Annotated in this window: 14 protein-coding genes; 4 read left to right on the top strand and 10 right to left on the bottom strand. The window is 58.6% G+C overall.

What is annotated here, in order from left to right:
• Window positions 1–103: 103 nt before the first annotated feature.
• The 3 genes from yhjD (at window position 104) to kdgK (ending at window position 2,437) form a co-directional block, all read left to right on the top strand.
• Window positions 104–1,090, top strand: coding sequence for an inner membrane protein YhjD (gene yhjD / locus DXXMK7_RS00730; RefSeq protein WP_038917427.1), 987 nt, complete (start codon window positions 104–106; stop codon window positions 1,088–1,090).
• Between the two features lie 28 nt (window positions 1,091–1,118).
• Complete coding sequence (locus DXXMK7_RS00725) at window positions 1,119–1,322, top strand: 2-hydroxymuconate tautomerase family protein (protein ID WP_015848366.1); 204 nt, start codon at window positions 1,119–1,121, stop codon at window positions 1,320–1,322.
• Between the two features lie 182 nt (window positions 1,323–1,504).
• Window positions 1,505–2,437: a 2-dehydro-3-deoxygluconokinase gene (gene kdgK / locus DXXMK7_RS00720; protein ID WP_038917426.1), complete on the top strand. Its 933-nt coding sequence runs from the start codon at window positions 1,505–1,507 to the stop codon at window positions 2,435–2,437.
• 132 nt (window positions 2,438–2,569) lie between these two features.
• Here kdgK and DXXMK7_RS00715 read toward each other — a convergent pair whose 3' ends face one another.
• The 10 genes from DXXMK7_RS00715 to DXXMK7_RS00670 all read right to left on the bottom strand — a co-directional run bounded on the left by DXXMK7_RS00715 (window position 2,570) and on the right by DXXMK7_RS00670 (window position 19,216).
• A complete protein-coding gene (locus tag DXXMK7_RS00715; RefSeq protein WP_038917425.1) occupies window positions 2,570–4,063 on the bottom strand; it encodes a pitrilysin family protein in 1,494 nt (497 codons plus the stop codon).
• A gap of 435 nt (window positions 4,064–4,498) precedes the next feature.
• Window positions 4,499–5,785 (bottom strand): dicarboxylate/amino acid:cation symporter, encoded by a 1,287-nt coding sequence (locus DXXMK7_RS00710; RefSeq protein ID WP_038917423.1) that lies wholly within the window; start codon window positions 5,783–5,785, stop codon window positions 4,499–4,501.
• A 397-nt stretch (window positions 5,786–6,182) separates the two neighbouring features.
• The gene (locus DXXMK7_RS00705) at window positions 6,183–7,181 is read right to left on the bottom strand and encodes a glycosyl hydrolase family 8 (protein ID WP_038917421.1); all 999 of its coding nucleotides are present in this window, start codon (window positions 7,179–7,181) and stop codon (window positions 6,183–6,185) included.
• A 12-nt stretch (window positions 7,182–7,193) separates the two neighbouring features.
• Window positions 7,194–7,661: a cellulose biosynthesis protein BcsD gene (gene bcsD, locus DXXMK7_RS00700; protein ID WP_038917420.1), complete on the bottom strand. Its 468-nt coding sequence runs from the start codon at window positions 7,659–7,661 to the stop codon at window positions 7,194–7,196.
• A 2-nt stretch (window positions 7,662–7,663) separates the two neighbouring features.
• Window positions 7,664–11,701 (bottom strand): cellulose biosynthesis protein BcsC, encoded by a 4,038-nt coding sequence (locus tag DXXMK7_RS00695; RefSeq protein WP_049842578.1) that lies wholly within the window; start codon window positions 11,699–11,701, stop codon window positions 7,664–7,666.
• 11 nt (window positions 11,702–11,712) lie between these two features.
• The gene (gene bcsB / locus DXXMK7_RS00690) at window positions 11,713–14,244 is read right to left on the bottom strand and encodes a cellulose biosynthesis cyclic di-GMP-binding regulatory protein BcsB (protein ID WP_038917419.1); all 2,532 of its coding nucleotides are present in this window, start codon (window positions 14,242–14,244) and stop codon (window positions 11,713–11,715) included.
• On the bottom strand, window positions 14,241–16,334 hold the full coding sequence (gene bcsA, locus DXXMK7_RS00685) for a UDP-forming cellulose synthase catalytic subunit (RefSeq protein ID WP_084682745.1): 2,094 nt from the start codon (window positions 16,332–16,334) through the stop codon (window positions 14,241–14,243). The genes bcsB and bcsA overlap by 4 nt, the downstream gene beginning before the upstream one ends.
• 104 nt (window positions 16,335–16,438) lie before the next feature.
• Entirely contained in the window at window positions 16,439–17,254 is an 816-nt protein-coding gene (bcsQ, locus tag DXXMK7_RS00680; protein ID WP_038664349.1) for a cellulose biosynthesis protein BcsQ, read from the bottom strand.
• Complete coding sequence (gene bcsO, locus DXXMK7_RS00675; protein ID WP_038917418.1) at window positions 17,245–17,844, bottom strand: cellulose biosynthesis protein BcsO; 600 nt, start codon at window positions 17,842–17,844, stop codon at window positions 17,245–17,247. Before bcsO ends, bcsQ begins: the two co-directional genes overlap by 10 nt.
• 463 nt (window positions 17,845–18,307) lie before the next feature.
• Window positions 18,308–19,216: an EamA family transporter gene (locus DXXMK7_RS00670; protein ID WP_038917417.1), complete on the bottom strand. Its 909-nt coding sequence runs from the start codon at window positions 19,214–19,216 to the stop codon at window positions 18,308–18,310.
• Between the two features lie 199 nt (window positions 19,217–19,415).
• On the opposite strand from DXXMK7_RS00670, the gene DXXMK7_RS00665 reads away from it, so the two are divergent.
• A complete protein-coding gene (locus DXXMK7_RS00665) occupies window positions 19,416–20,117 on the top strand; it encodes a YafY family protein (RefSeq protein ID WP_038917415.1) in 702 nt (233 codons plus the stop codon).
• Window positions 20,118–20,144 lie beyond the last annotated feature (27 nt).

The raw sequence follows: 20,144 nt of genomic DNA, 5'->3' as shown, positions 1-20,144 counted from the left end.
CTTTGACCTCTGCGCTTTTACGCTCATATGACCTCTTTTACGCTTATATGACAGAACCGCGCCTGCGTTATACTCAACGGGATACGTCGTCAGGAGAGATTGCATGCCTGTGAAGCTCAACCAGCCACGCCCCTCGACCGAACAGGACACGCCATCCGGCGCTTCCCGTCAGCGGTTCGGGTACCTAGCAGGCTGGCTGCACCGCATCAGGTCGGTGCCCGTTGTCGCCCATTTTATCCGCGCGGGAGACCGCTTTAACGACCGGATGGGCAACCAGTTCGGCGCCGCCATCACCTACTTTTCGTTTCTGTCGCTGATTCCGATTCTGATGGTATCGTTCGCCACGGCAGGGTTTGTGCTGGCTTCCAACCCCGACCTGCTGACCGATCTCATCAACCGTATCGTCAACAGCATCAGCGACCCGAGTCTCGCCCGCACCCTGAAGAACACCGTTAATACCGCGGTACGACAGCGCACCACCGTCGGGCTGACCGGTTTGCTGATCGCGCTCTATTCCGGCGTAAACTGGATAGGCAACCTGCGGGAAGCGATCCATGCCCAGTCACGCGATGTGTGGGAACGCCAGCCGCACGAGGAAGAGAAAATCTATCTGCGCTACCTGTGGGATTTTCTGTCGCTGATCGGGCTGCTGCTGGCGCTGGTGATCACGCTGTTTCTCACCTCGGTGGCCGGCAGCGCGCAGGCGACGATCGTCCGGGCCCTGGGTCTTGACGGCATTGATTGGTTGCGCCCGGTGATGACGCTGATTGCGCTGTCTATCTCCATCTTCGCCAACTATCTGCTGTTTTTGTGGATACTGTGGGTGCTGCCGCGCCATAACCCCCGGCGCGGACCGTTGTTGCGCGGCACGCTGATGGCGGCCATCGGCTTTGAAATGCTGAAGTTCGCCATGACCGTGGCGCTGCCTCAACTGGCGACATCGCCTTCCGGCGCCGCGTTTGGTTCCGTCATCGGCTTGATGACGTTTTTCTATTTCTTTGCCCGCCTGACGCTATTCTGCGCCGCCTGGATCGCCACGGCGGACCCGAAAACCGATACCAACACGCGGGCGCCGCTGCCCGACGCCTGACCCCCATAGTCCATCAACAGGAGCGACCATGCCTTTCGTCAACATTCGCATCACCAAAGACGGCGCCACCGCCGAACAAAAAAAGCAGCTGATTGCCGGCGTAACCCAGCTGCTGGTAGATACGCTGGGAAAAAATCCGGCCACGACCGTGGTCATCATTGATGAGGTGGAAACCGACAACTGGGGCATTGGCGGACAGAGCGTCACCGAGCGCCGCCAGCAGGCTTCATAACCGGACACACAACGTATCAATAGGCAACAGTCCGCTAAGGATCGGGATTACAAACGGTTTTCCCGATCCACATCATGAAAAAATAAAACATCGTTTCATCGCTATTGACTCCATGCTGCGTAATGTTGAGACTGGCGCTAGTTTCCGTTTGGTTCACCTTCTCTTTTTACAGGTCAGCTGTCATGACGACGAAGAACATTGCGATTATTGGCGAGTGCATGATTGAACTGTCACAGAAAGGCGCGGATCTCAACCGCGGTTTTGGTGGCGATACCCTCAACACTGCCGTCTACATCTCCCGTCAGGTAAAACCGGACGCGCTTGGCGTACATTACGTCACCGCGCTGGGTACCGATTCCTTCAGTAGCGAAATGATGGCTGCCTGGCAAAAGGAAGGGGTCAAAACCGACCTGATCCAACGTCTGGACAACAAACTGCCGGGGCTGTATTTCATCGAAACCGACGCCACCGGCGAGCGCACCTTTTACTACTGGCGTAACGATGCCGCGGCCCGTTACTGGCTGGAAAGCCCGGATGCCGACACCATCAGTCAGCAACTGGCGCAGTTCGATTACATCTACCTGAGCGGCATCAGCCTGGCGATCCTGAATCAAGCCAGCCGTGCGCGCCTGCTGACAGTGCTGCGCGCCTGCCGCGCCAACGGCGGCAAGGTGATTTTCGACAACAACTATCGCCCGCGCCTGTGGCAGAGCAAAGAAGAAACCCGTCAATCGTACAGCGATATGCTGGCCTGCACGGATATCGCGTTCCTGACGCTGGACGACGAAGATATGCTGTGGGGCGAACTGCCGGTAGACGAGGTGCTGAAACGCACCCATAGCGCCGGAGTGACGGAAGTGGTGATCAAACGCGGCGCAGACTCCTGTCTGGTGTCGATCCAGGGCGAATCGCTGCTGGAAGTTCCGGCGATTAAGTTGCCCAAAGAGAAAGTCGTCGACACCACGGCGGCGGGCGACTCGTTCAGCGCCGGCTACCTGTCCGTGCGCCTGAACGGCGGCAGCGCGCAGGATGCCGCCAAACGCGGCCATCTCACCGCCAGCACCGTCATCCAGTATCGCGGCGCGATTATTCCGCTGGAAGCAATGCCTGCCTGAGCAGGGTCACACGGCTGACTCAATAAAAAACGCCGGTTCAGTCTCATGCTGAACCGGCGTTGTCGTGTTTGTCGGTGCGACCAACGTATCAGTCTCAACGCGCCGTGCCCGCAGGCACACGGCAAGCTGGCGTTAACGCACCGCCGAGGTTTCGTCTTGCGACGCTTTGGCGGCATCCGGCGCGACGGCAGCGGCGCCACTATCCGGCTGCATGATGCTCATGTAGGTTTCCCGCAACGCCTTCATGTTGGCTTCCGGCTCGCCCTGCGGCTGTAGCATCACCAACGTCGCTTCCTGAGACAACTGCTGATGCAGTTCCTGATTCAGCATCTCCAGCGTGACCGACGACAGGTAGTTCTGGCGCAGCTTCTGATACTGCTCCGGCGCAATGTCCACCACCCCGTTTTTCTGCGAACGCAGACGCTGGTCCATCAGAATATCGGTACTGGCGCGGGCATACGTGGCGAACAGCTTGCTCAGCTCTTCCGCTTTACGCGCCATCAGCGTGTCAAACTCCGCCTGAGACAGTCCTTTATCCCGCAGCGCCAGTAGCTCTTTGCTCAGGAAAGTCACGCCGGCCTGCGCCGATTCGCTGGTGACATTGTCCAGATGGATGGCGCACTGGGCTCGGGCATACACCACATTGCAGTCAAAACGCACGTTGGTGTCTTTCAGCGGGCTTTTGGTCAGCACCTGCTGCATATGCCAGAACAGCGCTTCGCGCGCCAAATCGCTATGCCAGTAGCGGGCCAGCGCCTGAGAATCGCGGATAGGCTGCCACGGCATGTCCCATACCAATGACAGGATATCCTGCTTCGCGCTGCTGTCCATCAGGCTGATCGGCGTCGACGGCATCGCGGACAGCGTCGGCAACGGAGAAGGCGTCACCCGCTTGCCCTGCAACGGCGAAAACACTCTGTCGATCTGCTCGGCGATGACGCGGCTGTCGACATTGCCCACTACATACAGCGTCATGGCGTCCGGGGTGTACCAGGTTTTGTAGTATTTGTTCAGCTGTTCGGCATTCACCGACGCCTTGAGCGGTTGCCCCGGCGCATACGACAACAGCGACGACCCTTTTAGGCGGTAGCGCCAGCTCGGGTCTTGCGGATTGGTGGGCGCGGTCGCCACCGGATCAATCATCTTCATCGCCGACGCGATGCGTTTATCATTAATCTGCAACTGGCCCGCAGTATCCGCCAGCCAGCTCAACGCATCTTTCAACAGGTCAGGCCGGTTATTCGGCAGACTCAGATTGTAAGAGGTAAAGTCATACGATGTGGTAGCCGGGGGCAATGGTCGGGTTTCGCTCTCAGACTGCTGCCACAACGACGGTAGCTGCCCGGCGGAAAAGGTGTCGCGCGGCAACAACGCCAGACGCGGAATAAAATGGGAAAACCCCGTCTGTTGCGCATTTTCCGTCAGTGAACCGGTATTAATCATCAACCGTAGTTCAATCCGGTCGCTGGGACGCTGGGGTGTTGCAAGAAGCTGCCAGCTAAAGCCGTTATCCAGCTTGCCCTGTTGCCAGGCGGGATCGGGTTGTAGTGCTTCAGCCTGCACGTTGCCGACGGCAGCCGCCAGCAACACTCCACCAACAAAAAGGCCAAATTTGGTGCCTTGCATGTGAACCCCTACTTTAATCACTAACCAATACAGTATGTTTTTGTGAATTCGGGCGGCATCGTCCTGCCGCCTCACGTGTTATACCCAAAATAAGTCGAGTTGCAGGGCAAAACGATCGCGCTTTGAACAACACAACGCGTCGGCCCTTCAAGGGCAAGGCGCATACGAGCCTTGTAACGCGGCAACCGGGTGAGTGAGGGCAGCCAACGCACCTGCAACATGAAGTATGACGGGTATATTCGCCTCACAAAAAAGAGAAGCGAAGTGTACCATCCCGTTAGACAGCGTGCTTTCGTCTATGTCACTCAACGACGTGAAATAAAGAGTAAAAAAGTTAAAGGCGTCTAAATCTAGCACAGAATGGATAAGAATTACCCACAGTCCGCGAAGCGAACTGTGGGTAACTGGCAGGAGTGAATCCGCGTTAATGCACTATCAGGACGGACGGGATTCCGCCGCCGGGCCGTCATCGCGGCTGGACAGCACGTTGTTCATCTGTTTGGAATCAAGCTGCTTACACCATTTGGCCACCACTACGGTCGCCACGCCATTGCCGACCAGGTTAGTCAGCGCGCGGGCTTCGGACATGAAGCGGTCGATGCCCAGAATCAGCGCCAGACCGGCAAGCGGCAGGTGCCCTACGGCGGAAATGGTGGCTGCCAGCACGATAAAGCCGCTGCCGGTTACGCCCGCCGCCCCTTTGGACGACAGCAGCAGCACCACCAGCAGGGTGATCTGATGCCAGATATCCATGTGGCTGTTGGTCGCCTGAGCGATGAACACCGCCGCCATAGTCAGATAAATCGAGGTGCCGTCCAGGTTGAAGGAGTAGCCGGTCGGAATCACCAGACCCACCACCGATTTCTTACAACCCAGTTTTTCCATCTTCTCCAGCATACGCGGCAGCGCGGACTCGGAAGAGGAAGTACCCAGTACGATCAGCAGTTCTTCACGAATGTAGCGAATGAACTTGAAGATGCTGAAACCGGTAGCTCTGGCGATAGACCCCAGCACCAGCACCACAAACAGGATACAGGTGATGTAGAAGCAGATAATCAACTGCCCCAGCTGCACCAGCGTGCCCACGCCATACTTACCGATGGTGAAGGCCATCGCGCCGAATGCCCCCAGCGGCGCCAGACGCATGATCATGTTGATGATGCCGAAAATCACTTTGGAGAAACTTTCGATCACGTCGAAAATCAGCACGCCCTTGTCGCCCAGACGGTGCAGAGCGAAACCGAACATCACCGCAAACAGCAGCACCTGCAGGATGTTGCCGCTGGCGAAAGCGCCAATCACGCTGGAAGGAATCACGTCCATCAGGAACGGCACCACGCCTTGCTTACCGGCTTCAGTGGCATAGTTCGCCACCGCGGCCACGTTCAGCGACGCCGGATCCACGTTCATACCCACGCCAGGCTGCAGCACGTTTACCACCACCAGACCGATGATCAGCGCCAGCGTACTGACAATTTCAAAATAGAGCAGCGCAACGGCGCCGGTACGCCCGACGGCTTTCATACTCTCCATCCCGGCGATCCCGGTGACGACGGTACAAAAGATCACAGGCGCGATCACCATTTTGATTAATTTCACGAATCCATCGCCCAGAGGCTGCATTTGCTGCCCCAGTCCCGGGTAGAAGTGACCCAGCAATATCCCTATGGTAATAGCAGTAAGCACCTGAAAGTAGAGACTTTTGAATATTGATTTTTTCATAGTGTGACGTCCTTTGATGGGAAAACACACGGGGGACAAAGAACGATAAAGTTGCCGCCTGTGCTTGCGCCGGAAAATAACACCCTGATAACAGGCTGAATACTTTTATAACTTTAGTTTGTGAACATCCGGTTAAAAACAAGAGCTGAATCGCTTCAACAGATTCTTCCCAAAAACATTGCATTAATTTATCGGTAACATCACGCATGACTAACGCCGTCTAAACCTCGCGGCAAACCGCGTCATTACTCTATTCTGCGCTGATTCATAAGAATTTTTTGTGAATGGGATCACGAGTAACAATCAGGTTAACAAAGCGTGAAACATGCTATGTCTGAGGGGTAAAAATGGGGGAGATGGCGAGGACGATGCCTCGCCATGTTTACCACAGGATAGGTTATTTACCGCGTGCCAAAGTGGCCAGCAGACGCAGGCTGGACGAGTAGTAATCTTCCGATGCGCCGGTCAGATCGCTGAGTCCGTCGAAGTTGCCCATCGTCAGGTCGCGTACCGCCAATAAGCCGCCCTGCATGTTGTAAGCTGCGGCGTTATTGCTCAGCACATCGATCCAGGCCGGCGTCGTCAGACGGGAATAATTACGCCAGTACAGTTGGAACGGCACCAGCGCCGTCGTTTTGGCGTCATACCAATACAGGTACAACGGAATACGGATGGCGTCGTAACTGAAACGCGGCGGCCAGGCCGTCGCCGGCGCCATCGATCCATCCGCGTTCAACGCCACCCAGTCCGTCGGCAACCCAACCTGACCGAAACGCATTTCTCCGAGCAGCGACAGGCTGTCGTCAATCAGTTGCCGCCACACCTGAAGATGGCTGCGGTTCGCAAAGTCGCGCCAGGCCGGGAACAGGAAATATGACGGGTTAAGGATCACATAGCTGTTCTTGTTGAAGCCATAGGCGCCGGGCAACATCACGGTGCGGCCCGCAAACTGAATGATATTGTTGGCGATGATCGCTTTCTGGATACGGTCCGACGCCTGCAGGTAACGGTTGTCCTGCCATTTGTTTCCCGCTTTTAACAACGCCCAGGCGATCAGCACATCGCCATCCGAGGCGTTGTTCTTATCCACCACCGGATTGGCCGCCGGCGGGTCATAACGCCAGTAGAACAGGCCGCTGGTCGTGTTCTGTAGGTGGCTTTGCGTCCAGTTCCACAGGCTATCGAACGCGCTCCGATCACCATAATGCACCGCCATCAGCATGGCGAATCCCTGGCCTTCGGTATGGCTGACATTCTTGTTGCCGGTATCCTGAATGCGCCCATCCGCGGTCATGAAACGGCTTTTATAGATTTCCCAGCCGTTTGCCGCCGTTGCCGACACACTGAACAACACCATCAGCATCAACGCCCAACAACGCCACATTGGCTTTACCATTGCGCCTCCGGCTCAGTGTTGGTAACGGAACAGCAGGGTCGATTCGTTGTCGGTCTCTTCGCAGGACAGCGGCACAGACTCGACGCCGCCCTGCTCACGCAGCCAACGGCTGTAGAGCCCCTGCAACACCGCCGCCATCGCCATGCGCCACCTGACGCTGCCTGACGTATTCACGGAGACGGGCAACGCCAGATGATAAATCTCCAGTCGATTTTCATACGGACGCAGGTCCACGCATCCCCAATCGAACAGAGACAGCACCCGATTGATCTCCCGTTCCAGATCCACCACCGTCACCGCCGCTGACAGCGGGTAGCGTTCGGCCAGTTGCCCGCCCATGTGACGCAAAAACGCCAGCCCTTCCTGCTCACCGGCGTTATCCATCATCCCGTTGACGATCACGCCGAGCAGATCCGCCCAGCCGGGCGGCAGTTGCTGCTGGCGATAATAGTTCAATGCATGCTGTTGCAGGTCACTCATGCTTATTTGCCTCCGAGCCCGTAGCGGAAATAGAGCTGGGCCGTGGTTTCGTTATAGTTGCCAAAGGTGTCATAGCCCATCTGTCCGCCAACGGTCACGTCTTTGGTAACGCGATAATCCGCGCCGACATGCACGTTATAGCCAATGCCGCTCTTGCTGTCGCCTGCGTAGTGGGATTCTTTGGCGAAGCCGTTAGTCACAGCATCATCCAGAAACGCCTGCCAGTCCGGGTTGTTAGGGAAATAATCGCTGCGATCAAGCGAATAAGACTGATAACCCACAGCCACGCCCGCCTTGACGCTCAGGTTGTCGTATTTCTGACTCCATTCCACCGGCAACGATACCGACACGTAATTCTGCGGACTGAAATAGCCCCCCTGGCCGTAACTGTAGTAGCTCAGGTTACTGGCGAAGTTCATCCAGCTTAGGTTGACGCCGGTTTTCAACTCACGGTCGCGATCATGGAACGGCCGAATATAGGCGCCGGCATTCGCCATCACGCCAGTGTTGCTTTTCACGTTCTCGCCGAGGTAGCTATAAGCACCGCCTCCGCCATAGAAACCGACATCGCCGTTGTCATAGCTCAACAACACATTGCCGCCGTTTTTGGTGACCTGCCCCCAGCTTTTACCGCTGAAAGCCTCCTTGCTGCCAACATAAGAAAGCAGACTATCGGTAACGGCACGGCGTTCGCCGGTCACGATCAACGTCAGGAAATCGGTCAGCTTAGGCGACCACTGCACACCGCCCACCAGCGTATTCAGGTCCTGACCGAGCGGCGTACTGCCGAGATCGAGCTTATAGTTTTTGCCGATAAGCCCCAGATTAAGTTCAACCCCAGACGCTTTTTGCGAGTCGGTAGCGCTGGAACTCGCCGTATTGACATTTGGCTTATTCGACGATGCAAGCAGGTAATTTTTAATCGCCGAGTTGCCATTCAGTAATGCCAGATTGTCCTGTCCCTGCTTGGTTAACGGGTTCAATGTATCAAAATTAATGGTGTTAACAGTGGAGGGATTGATACCCTGGCTGCTTAGCAACGTGGCCAACGCTGAAGCATTACCGCTCGCAAGCTGCGACCGCATGTTAAGAATTTCAGCATTCACCGTATCAACCATATTCTGCACAGCCACAGCCCCGGCCCCTGCACCATATCGTCGATAAGCATCACCGCTGGCGCTGCCCGCACTGAGCGACATCGGCGTGACGCTAAAATTGATCCGCGCATCCCCAAACGATCCACTCGACCAGGTCAATGGTACTTTGGCTTCAGTCAACCGACTGAGGCCCGACTCGCCATCACGACCGCGAATCTGCACTCCGGACTGTACCCAGCCGCCGGTATCCCGCTCCAGATCGTCCATCATGCCGTTAATCTGGGTCAGCGTAGCAGCCTGTTGTTGTGTGGTGGTGGCTCCGGCCACCACCACCGCGGTGTCGCCACTGGCGACACCGTTACGCTGCTGCCACGGCATCACGCTGCCATAAGTGGAAGAACTGTTGGCGACACGGGTAGCCGCCGGCGTCGAACGATCGATGAACGGGTTGTCCGTCATCGCCAGTCCGCCGATCGCGGGCGCGTTGCCTGGCGCAGCGCCTTCCAGCCCCACCGCTTTCGAGCGGGCGGTTTTCAGGTAAGCCAGCGCCTGATCGCGGTTGCCTTCGGCATCCGCGATCCGAGCCAGCAGCAGCAGCCGTTCCGGCGTCTGCTCGCCCTGCAAGCCTGTTGACAGCGCATGCGCCTTTTTAGGGTCGTGACGTTCCAGCGCCACATTAATGGCGCCGACGCGCGCGTCCTGCGTTGGGTTATCGTGCAACAACAGGTAGTCGTAAACGTCCGCCGCCTCTTTGTTCATTTTGCCGGACTGGTATAGCCGGGCCATAGCGAACATTAGATCGGTATTTTTCGGATCGCGCTGCAACGCACGGGCCAGCTTGTCGTAAGCCTGCGCATACTGCTGGTTTTCGCGCAGGCGATCGGCCTCGCGCACCACGAAACCGGTACGCAATCCATCCAACTGCGTCGTGCTGCTGCGCGCCACCAGTTCCGGGCGACTCAGCCACGACCGCGCTTCATCGCTCAGTCCGGCCTGATTCAACACCCCAACCTGATCGGCGTAATCGCCGGCGTTGCCCTGCACGCCGCGTTGCATGTTGTTGCGCACCACCGCCACCGCCGCGGCGGTATCGCCGGCAGCCGCCAGCGACTGGGCCAGTTTGCCCGCGTCAGCCGGATTTTCCGGCGGCGCCACCGACAACGCCCGCAGGGTGTTAGCCGCCGCGGCGTTTTCGCCCCGCGACAGATAAACCTGGGCGGTCGCCATCTGCAGATTGAAATTGACCCGCTGCGCCAGGCTCCGGGTATCTTCATTCTGGTTACGCGGCGGAATGCGCGACAGCAGCGTGCTGGCCTGCTGCCAGGCGTTATTTTCACTGGCGAACAACGCCGCGGCGTACAGGTCGTCCGCACTGGCGCCAGCGCGGAACAGCGGCTGCATCAACGAGGTGGCGGCAGCCGTATTACCCTGCTGCTGGTAAATCCGCGCCAGATCGAGCTTCAGCCAGCCATCGTTCGGGAAACGCGCCATGCCCTGCTGCAACAGGCCGATGGCGCGGACGGTATCGCCCGTCGCCAGCGCCTGTTTAGCTTCATTGCGCACCGGCGCGCTGGTCGCGACCGGGCGCGGCGCCATGCTGCGCCGCACGCTCTCCGGCAAGGCCGCGAACAGCGTATTGGCCTCATCGGCGCGGTTTTGCTCGCGCAGTACGTAATACAGCCCTTCTTTGGCGTTGCGATTATCGACATCGGTTTGCAGAACCTCGCGATATAACCGTTCCGCCTGCGGGAAGTTGTTGGTGCGGCGCAGCACGTCAGCCCGGAACAGTTTCGCCGTCAGCCCTTTGTCGCCGCCGGCCTGCGCCAGCGGTTCGCTCAGGGTCAGCGCCTGCGCCGTATTGCCGCTCTTCATCGCCTGCTGGGCATTCGCCAGTTGGGCGTAGAAACGAGCGTCTTCCGCCTGCTGCTGGCGCTGCGTGCTGTTTTCGCCGCCTTGCCGGGCCGCTCGATCCAGATAGGATGCCGCAGCGGCAAAATCGCCGCGTCGCTGGGCGGCATACCCCATCCCCGCCAGCGCATCCGCGTCTTCCGGGTTAGCCTGCAGCACCTGACTGAACGCAGTTTGCGCGCTGGACAGATCGCCGCTGTTGAGTGCGGTAAACCCTTTGTCTTTCTCGCTGCCGCCCACATTCTTGCGGTAATAGTCCATCACCGCCGTGTCCTGCGGGTGCCGCTGCTGGTAGAGCTGATAGAACGGCGCGTCGTCCGCTTTCGGTCCCAGCCACAGCAGCGCCTGCCGCATCGCCTGATCGGCATCGGCGCTGCCGGACGCCAGCCCGCTCAGGATCTGCACCCCTTCGCGGCGGGTCGGTTCCTGATAGGTCAGCGCCTTGCCGAGCGCCACGGCGGCATTGGTGTCCTGCGGATGCGCCGCCGCAAATTCACGCAGGTGATCAATCGCCTGCGGCAGCAGCGTGCGGTCGCCCGCCATGGTCAGATAGTATTCCGCCGCGATGCCGGCGGGCGGCTGGGTGCCGCTGAACAGATTGCGCCAGGTTTGCAGCGAGGCGCTGATATTGCCGCTGCGCGCCTGCTGACGCGCCAGCGCCAGTTGCGCCTGCGGAATGGTCGCGGCCTGGCGAGCGTTGTCCAGCGCCTGCAACAGCGGGTCCTGCGGCGATGCCGTGCTCAAGCGTTCGCGCCATTTGGCCGCTTCGGCGCTGTCGCCGCTGTTCTGGGCATACAGCGCCATCAGGTAAAGCGCGCGCGGGTTGTTGGCATCCACCCGCAGAATTTTCTGCAGCGCGTCGCGGGCAAGATCGTCGTGAGAGCGCTGATGCCAGTAATCCGCCTGCTCAAACAGCGCCTGCAGCGCCGGATTCGTCTGCGCCGCCAGCGCGGAGGCCGATAGCACGCCGCCGACCACCACCCCGGTGAGAGACAGTGACTGACGGATGCGGGCTGTTAATGTCGTCATCTTCATAGGTGGCTCGCTTATTTTTTATCTAAACCCGCATCGCGTCGGGTCGACAGCCTTTTCTCCGCCAGCCGCCGGAGGATCGACGCCAGACTAAGCCCCACGACCGCCGCCAGCAGCAACGCCGCTAGCGCCAGCAACACCGAGTGCTGATTGGCGTACCAGACAATCATCATGTACCAGGGCATTTCGCCGCTGGGGAACTGCGGCCCGACCCGGAAACTGCGCACGCCGTTTTCATCGGTGATGATGGCGGTATCGCCCCGCACCGCGGCGTTGATGTTCGGCGAGTTCAGGTCGCCATACAACCGCAATAACTGTTCGTCGCCGCTGCCGGTGGCAACCACCACCACTCGCTCGGGGTTCCACGGCGACCGGTAGCTGAGGAAACCGCGCCAGGCCTCGTTGGACGAGAAATAGCGGTCCGCATCCAGCGGCGCGCGGTCCCAATCGCCGGTCAACAGGGTTCGCGCGCGCTCCCACGCGCCCGGCGCTCTGACGCCGAAGGTATGGTCGTTCACCGTGTAGGGCGAGCCAGACAGCAGGTTCTGATTGAACGCGGCCTGCGGCAGCGTGGTGACCGCCAGCACGTCGCTATTTTCGAGCTTCTGGCGATCCGCCGCGTTGGCCGGCAGGCCGAACATCACACGGTTGTGGTTGAGACTCACGCCGGTGGCGTCGCTGGCGCGTCCGGCCAGATCCAACAACAGGCCGATTTCGGCGTTGGTGGGTTTTTCCGGTAGCAGCATCACCGTCTGGGCGTAATCCGCCTGACGGGTAAACGGAAACGCCACGCCCACGAAATAGGAGAGATTCGGCAGCAGGGTGAAATGGCGCGTCCGGCTCAGATCGATCGACGCGCTGTCGGCAATCTGGCTCTTGATGTTGTTGTTGAGCAGCACGCTGCAGGGCGCATCATCCTTGGCGCGAATGTTGAAATAGAGCTGGAACTGGTTGTAGCCGTAAATCAGGTACGGCTCGACCTTCAGCGTATAGTTTTCCTGACGGGTATCGCCGCCCATTTCGCGCCACAGCTGCTGCAACACGCCGACTTTGTTCACCGTCAGGTTGCGCAGGAAGGTGCCGTTGAGCATCACGTTCAGGTATGAGCGGCTTTCATCAATCCAGCTTTCCGACGGGAAGCGGTAGTCGACTTTCACCGGAATGGTGTCGCCGTCCCACAGGAACAGATCCGGCGCGGCGCGGAAGTTGATGCGCAACGCCTCATGCCACAGCCCGCTGACCGTCATGCTTTGATCGTTGCGCAACAGTTCGCTCAGCCGTACCGGCCGGTCGGTGTTGATCCAGCGCGGCGCGTCATAGGCGCGGCGGAACGGTATGGTCTGCTGCGCCACCGACAGGGTTGAAGCATCGCCAGTCAACGGCTGGCTGACCAGACGGTACGCCGCCTGTCGCAACTGTTCGTCATCCTTGCCCACGACCAGCATCAGTTTGTAAACCGGGTTTACCGGGTTATCAATCAGTTGCAGCGTGGGGCCGGTAACGTCCGGCAGCGTCAGCGTGCCCACTTTGTCCCCAGGGCGGCCAAACACCATGCCGCTCTTCTCGGGCAACGCATCGCGTATTACCGGGAAAGTCACGCCGTAGCCGTCCATACGCATCCCCAGCCAGGAGGCCACCAGCGATGCCGCACTGACCTGCTCGGGGGTGACATCGGCCGGAAATACCATCGGCACGGTGGCGGGCGTCATCTGCAACGGGTCGATAAACGGACGCGGGAAATTCTCCAGCCGGGTACCGATATCAAGCTGCTGACCTTCCAGATTCAGGGTGGTGGTCGGCAAAATCGTCAGGTTGTAGCGGGTCGCGCTGTCGCGTTCGCACAGCAGGCGATCGGCGTCATTGATGCGAAAGCTCAGGTTGTTGCTGGACACCACCATCGCGGCGGGAATATCCAGCTGAAACAGGGTACTGTCGCCGGTGGCGGCGTTGAGCGGCACGGTGCCCAGCGGCTGACCGTTCAGCATCAGCTGCATCGACGTATTGAGCGCCGCCAGTTCGGGCGACACTCGTAGCGCCAGATCCAGACGCGCGTTGGTCACCACCTGATCGCCGGGCAGGGTGAAAATCACCCCGGCCTGCGCCTGACCGCCCGCCAGCGTAATCCCATGAATTTGCCCCATCTGCGCCACGGAGACGCTGCTGGCCAGCGGCTGGTAACCCGCCGCCGTCTGATCGCCGACGGGCGCCGGCAACAGCATGGAAGGCGTGGTCAGCGACGGCGGCGCAGGAAAATCCGAGGCCGTCGGCGCCGCAGCTGGCGTGACCGCAGACGGCGTCGCCGGCGACATCAGCGGCGACGTTACCGGCGGCATCGCCGGCAGCGCCGTGGTCGGGGCCGCAGCGGAGTCCGTAACAGGCGCAGGTTCGGTCGCAGCGGGCTGTGGATTGCTGCCGCCGGGGCTGAGCATGGCGGGCAGCGGCGCATCCGCCGCATCGCCGGCGGCCAGCGCCCCGTTGCCGCCCAGCGCCAACACGCCGCCCACGCACAGGGACAACAGCGCTTTCATAAAACGTGGCGTCATCATGCTGCGACGTCCTCCTTCTTCAGGTCCGCCTTCCTGCCGCGGCCCCGCAAACTCATCCAGAAGAACGCGCAAACGGTGCGAACCACCGCCCACAACGAACGCAAAGGGCGGTCCTGCGGCCAGGGCGGATTCATCCAGGCATCCGCGCGCGACAACACCACCCGCACCAGCGCCCGGCGCTGGGCTAACGGAATATCGACGAATTGCAGGCGAATGATGTCGTCATCCGCCGCCACCAACTGCACCGGCAGGCAGATTTCGCTGGATTGCAGCAACAGTTCAACGGCCTCAATTTCATCGGTTTTATGACGCTGATCCGGCGCTTTGAGCTGCACCCCGCCCATCGACAGGTTGATGGTGGTGGCGCGGGACGCGATACCGCTGGCGTAATGGATGATCGCGGGTACGTCCACATCGACGCGGATGGTTTTGCGCACTTGTTTGGTTTCCCGCGCCACGGCAATCGCCGCCAGCAGGGTCAGCAAACTGAGTAATGCCCACACCACGTTCAGCACGATCACATAGGGGTCAACGTTGAAATAATCATGCGCCGCGATGCGGGTAATGCCGGCCAGAACGCCCGCCCCCAGCAAAACCGCGGCAACGATGTGCGGGCGCACGATGCGAAAATCAAAAAAGCCTTCGTCCAACAGGCCGCCTTTATCGGTCACGTTGAACTTGCCGCGCGTCGGCGAAAACAGGGTAATCAGCGTCGGGATCACCAGATGGAACGCCATCACCGTTTCGTAAATCTCGCCCCAGAAGCTGTACCGGAAACGCCCGTTCATGCGCGAGTTGAGGTACATCGATATCACCAGATGCGGCAGCGCATAGGCAAAGATCATCGCCGCCGAGGCATGAATGATATTGAGGTTGAACAGCAGGTAGGCCAGCGGCGCAGTCAGGAACACCACTCGCGGCAGGCCGAACTGGAAATGCAGCATGGCGTTGAGGTAGCACAGCCGCTGCTGCCAGCTCAGCCCGCGCCCCAGCAGCGGGTTATCAATCCGGAAAATCTGCGTCATGCCGCGCGCCCAGCGGGTACGCTGGATCACGTGCAGCACCAGTCGCTCGGTCGCCAGGCCCGCCGCCAGCGGAATCGCCAGAAAAGCGGATTTCCAGCCTTTGCGCTGCATCTTGATGGCGGTGTGCGCGTCTTCCGTCACGGTTTCTACCGCAAAACCGCCGATCTCATCCAGCGCCGCACGGCGAATCACCGCGCAGGAGCCGCAGAAAAAGGCGGCGTTCCAAAGGTCATTGCCCTGTTGCACCGGTCCGTAGAACAGCGCGCCTTCGTTCGGCATGTCGCGCGCCGCACGCAGGTTACGCTCAAACGGGTCCGGCGAATAGAAGTAGTGCGGCGTCTGCAACAGCGCCAGCTTCGGGTCCGACAGGAACGGGCCAACCGTGGCCTGCAGGAAGATGCGCTTGGCGACGTGGTCGCAGTCAAATACGCAGATCAGTTCGCCCTGAGTCAGCTTAAGCGCGTGATTGAGGTTACCGGCCTTGGCATGCGCGTTGTTATCGCGGGTGATATAGCCGATACCAGCCTGCGAGGCGAACACGGCAAACTCGCTGCGCCTGCCGTCATCCAGCAGATAGACTTTTATTTTTTCGCGCGGGTAGTCGATACACTGTGCGGCCAGCACCGTATCACGCACCACATCCAGGCTTTCGTTATAGGTGGGGATATACACATCCACCGTCGGCCATAGTTGGGTGTCTTCCGGCATCGGCTCAATAACGCGTTCCAGCGGCCAGGCAGTCTGGAGAAAGCCCAATAGCAGAATCACCCAGACATAGAATTCGGCGATAAATAACCCGATGCCAAGAATGGCTTCAATTTCAGAATTGAAATGCAGGGTTTCCGTTGCGCGCCAGTATATATAGCGTGTCGAGGTCAATATCGACAGCACTATCAGTACGACCGTCACCTGCCGGCGCTTGCTCAGCCCCAGCAAAAACATCAGCGCCATGCTGATCAGACCGAATATATATTGTTTTTCACTGTCCATCGGGGTGATGACAATCACCGCCGCAGCCGGTAGCAATAACAACAATAAAACCAAAAACAGGATTTTTTCATCGATTATCCTGATATTTAATGGATAGAAAACGCCCGCGCGAGCATGCCTTGCGCTGAAAAAACCAGCCAGATAATGTCAATTTCGTACGAGTCTAGGCAGACCGGCGCTTAACTGGCCGGTACAGCCTGATAAGCTGGAAAATCGGCGTGAACTTCTCCGTTGCCAATCCTGATATCCAGCAGAGCCGCAACGCGTTTTCCGATAAGCTCAATATCAAACGCAGCGGCGGAGACCGGGCTGAAATCAAAAATGGAGCGTTGGGAGGCATTGGCTTCAGCGACACTCTCATCACGGTGTACGCTGCCAATCAGTTTGTCCGGCATACGCTGCTGAACAAACGACGAAACCTGGCTGCTGATAGCACGGCGGTTATCCGTCTGATTCAGCAGCAGGTAGTAACCTTTTTTTCGGTTCAGACGCTGACCGGTCAGTTTGTTGTCTTCGATATACGGCATCAGCGACAACGACGCGGTATCCGCCATCATCACCATCAGGTGCAGGTCGGCCAGGTCGGTCATGGCTTTCAGCGCCGGACTCGGTCCGGGCGGAAAATCCGCCACGATCACCAATCCCGGGTAGTTCATCACCGTGCTGAGGCCACGCTTGAGAAACAGCGGATCGCTTGCCAGATTATGCTCAAACGCCAGCCGTTGATCTTCGGTGACGTTGCCGTAAGGCAGCACGAAAATATTATCGTCGGTGGTCAGGATGGACTGGCTCCAGTCCGCCGTTTCGTCGGATTTAGCGACATAACCGCGCTCATCGCCGAGCGGTACGCCAAAATGCAGGCGCAGCGCGTTCTGCACATCAAAATCAATCGCCAGCACCTTGCTGCCCCCGCGGGCCAGCGCATATGCCAGATTAGCCGCCATAGTGGTTTTGCCGACGCCACCTTTCGGAGAACAAACACAAACTAACGGCATAACGCAATTTTCTCCAGCAAGGGTTTCAACAACATGGTTTTGGATACCGAATGAATTTCATCATGGCGGTGGCTACTGAATAACTGGCGGAACCGGCCGGCGTCGGATGCAACGCTGGCCTCGCTCACCGCCGGTGCAGACGCCAGCAGATGTCGGCGCGCCGCTTCAGGCTGCGCCGTTTCCATCGACAGGACCGCCGCTTGTGGCGCCGGCGCCGCCGGTTGCGGCACAGGAACCGAGACCGCCTCAGCAGGCGGCAACGATGCGGCAATAGCGTTAAACAGAGAGTGCTGATTGCCCCCGGAAGGAGCAGCGCTCAAGCTAGATGGTGGCGCTACGCGGCGGGACGACGATGAAGACGCCGCAGGCGCGGACAAGACGTGTTGGCTCACCGGCACAGGCTGCGCAATACTCACCGGTTGCGCGCCAGATAGCGTGTCGTCATCACCGGTCTGATTGCGCAACAGCTGTTTCATAATCGGCCAGACTACGGTTTCAGATTGCAATACCTGGCCGGACATGTCCCTGAAATTAATATCTTTTATCTGGGCTTTGTCCTTAAAGCGCTGCATATCATCATAACTTTTCATCTAACTGACATTTCCCTGGAAAAGGGTGACGGCGAATATGACGCTGGGCAACAGCGCAAAAAACAATCTTTTCGGATTAGTCTTATACCGATATTTGTGACGAAGGTAAATTACTCCAGAAAAATAAACAAATAATCCGTAAGTAAAACCCCCTCTCTCTAACTGCTTGAAAAAACATAATTCACCCGACTGAAATTTCACTATATAGATAGTTAATCTACGGGTAATCACAGAAGAAATTAATGGATTGGTATCGGATAATAAATAGACCAACGTGAAGATAGCGCAGTGCTCACCTGAAATCCATGATTAAATATTCACCAAATTGTTAAAATAAATTAAATAATCGCGGTAACCCTACTCCTCCAGGCTATCTGCCTTTATTTTTGCCAGTCCCTGCCTCTGACGGCATTTGCGCCCCGCAACGGGACAAGGCCGGAGGAACCGGCCTTTATCACCAAAATTAGGGCTGACGCGCCGCCCGCAACGACCATAGCCGCGCGCCGAACACATTGACCAGCAGCCCCAGCATGACCAGCAGCGCTCCCAGTAGCTGCCCGGTCGACAGATTTTCGCCCAGCAACAACGCCGCGCTCAGGATGCCGACCACCGGCACCAGCAGCGACAGCGGCGCCACCCGCCAGGTTTCATAACGCGACAGCAGGTTGCCCCAGATGGCGTATCCAATCAGGGTGGAAATAAACGACAGATACATCAACGCCAGCACGGTGGACAAACGAATAGACGTCAGGCTGGCGACTATCGTGTCTCCGCCTTCGAACAGCCAGGAACACAGCAGGAACGGACCAACCGGAATCAGAGCGCTCCAGACCACCAGCGACATGGCGTTCACCGTGTGACGGCGCATAATCTGCTTGTTGCAGATATTGCCACAGGCCCAGGAAGCCGCCGCCGCCAGCGTCAGCAACAGCGTGGTCAACGTCATGCCCGGCTGCGACGCGTTGGCCGTATTGCTCTCGGCCAGCACCACCATGCCCAGCGCCGCTACCAGAATCCCCAACCATTGATTCCACTGCAGCCGTTCTTTCAACCACCATGCGCCCAGCATCAGGGTAAAGAACGCCTGCGACTGGATCACCAGCGACGCCATGCCCACCGGCATCCCCATTTTGATGGCGCAGAACAGAAAGGCGAACTGCCCGAAACTGATGGTCATGCCATACGCCGCCAGCCAGCGCCACGGCAACGCCGGACGCGGCACCAGCAGGATGGCGGGCAACGCCACCAGCAAAAAACGCAGCCCGGCCAGCAGAAATGGCGGCATATCATGCAGGCCGATTTTCATCACCACAAAATTAACGCCCCACACCACCACCACGCACAACGCCAGCAACTGATCTTTTATTGTCATTTTTTTCCTGCCTTCAAGAACCACACCTGCTGATTAACCTACTGGTAAATCGGTACTGCCGACAGACACAGTTGCGCGCAATGACAGGTAATACAGAGCGCCGGTGTACAATCACGATATCCGGATACCATCACGATATCCGGTTACTCACGATATCCGGTTACAACCGCCACATCCGGTTTAAGAGGGAAAATCACGCATGTCCCGCGCCCAACGCCTGCTCACCCTGATCCAATTGCTGAGAAGCCATCGTTTCGCCGTGCCCGGCCCGCAGTTGGCGGACAAACTGGGCATCAGCCTGCGCACGCTGTACCGCGATATCGCCACGCTGCAATCCCAGGGCGCGCCGATTATCGGCGAAGCCGGACTCGGCTACGTGCTGCAACCGGGTTTCACCCTGCCGCCGCTGATGTTTACCGAAGAAGAGATTGAAGCGCTGGTGCTGGGGTCGCGTTGGGTGGCCAGACAGGCGGACCCTCGTTTGCAGGAAGGCGCCAGAAGCGCACTGATGAAGATCGCCGCCGTGCTGCCCGATGCGCTGCGCGACACGCTGGACGGCACCACGCTGCTGGTGGCGCCGACCAACCTGACGGCACGCGATAGCGTCGACCTGCAACCGCTGCGTCAGGCAATCCGCGACGGACGCAAAGTCACGCTGCATTATCAGGACGGGCAGGGCAATACCTCAACCCGCTTGATCTGGCCGTTCGTGCTGGGTTATTTCGAACAGGTCCGGGTTCTTGGCGCCTGGTGCGAAACGCGTCAGGCGTTCCGCCACTTCCGCACCGACCGCATCCTCGCCTTTGCGGTCGAAGCCGAAACCTACCCGGTGTCGCGACGCCGTCTGTTCAAACAATGGCGAGAGCAGCAAGGTATCCGATTGCCCAAAGAAGGCTACTGACAAAAACTGTCAGCGGAGCGAGATAAG

This window comes from Dickeya sp. MK7 (genome assembly GCF_000406305.1).
In the GTDB taxonomy this organism is placed as follows: domain Bacteria; phylum Pseudomonadota; class Gammaproteobacteria; order Enterobacterales; family Enterobacteriaceae; genus Dickeya; species Dickeya fangzhongdai.
Note: the sequence above shows the minus strand (reverse complement) of the source record. Positions and strands in the feature narration are given on the sequence as shown.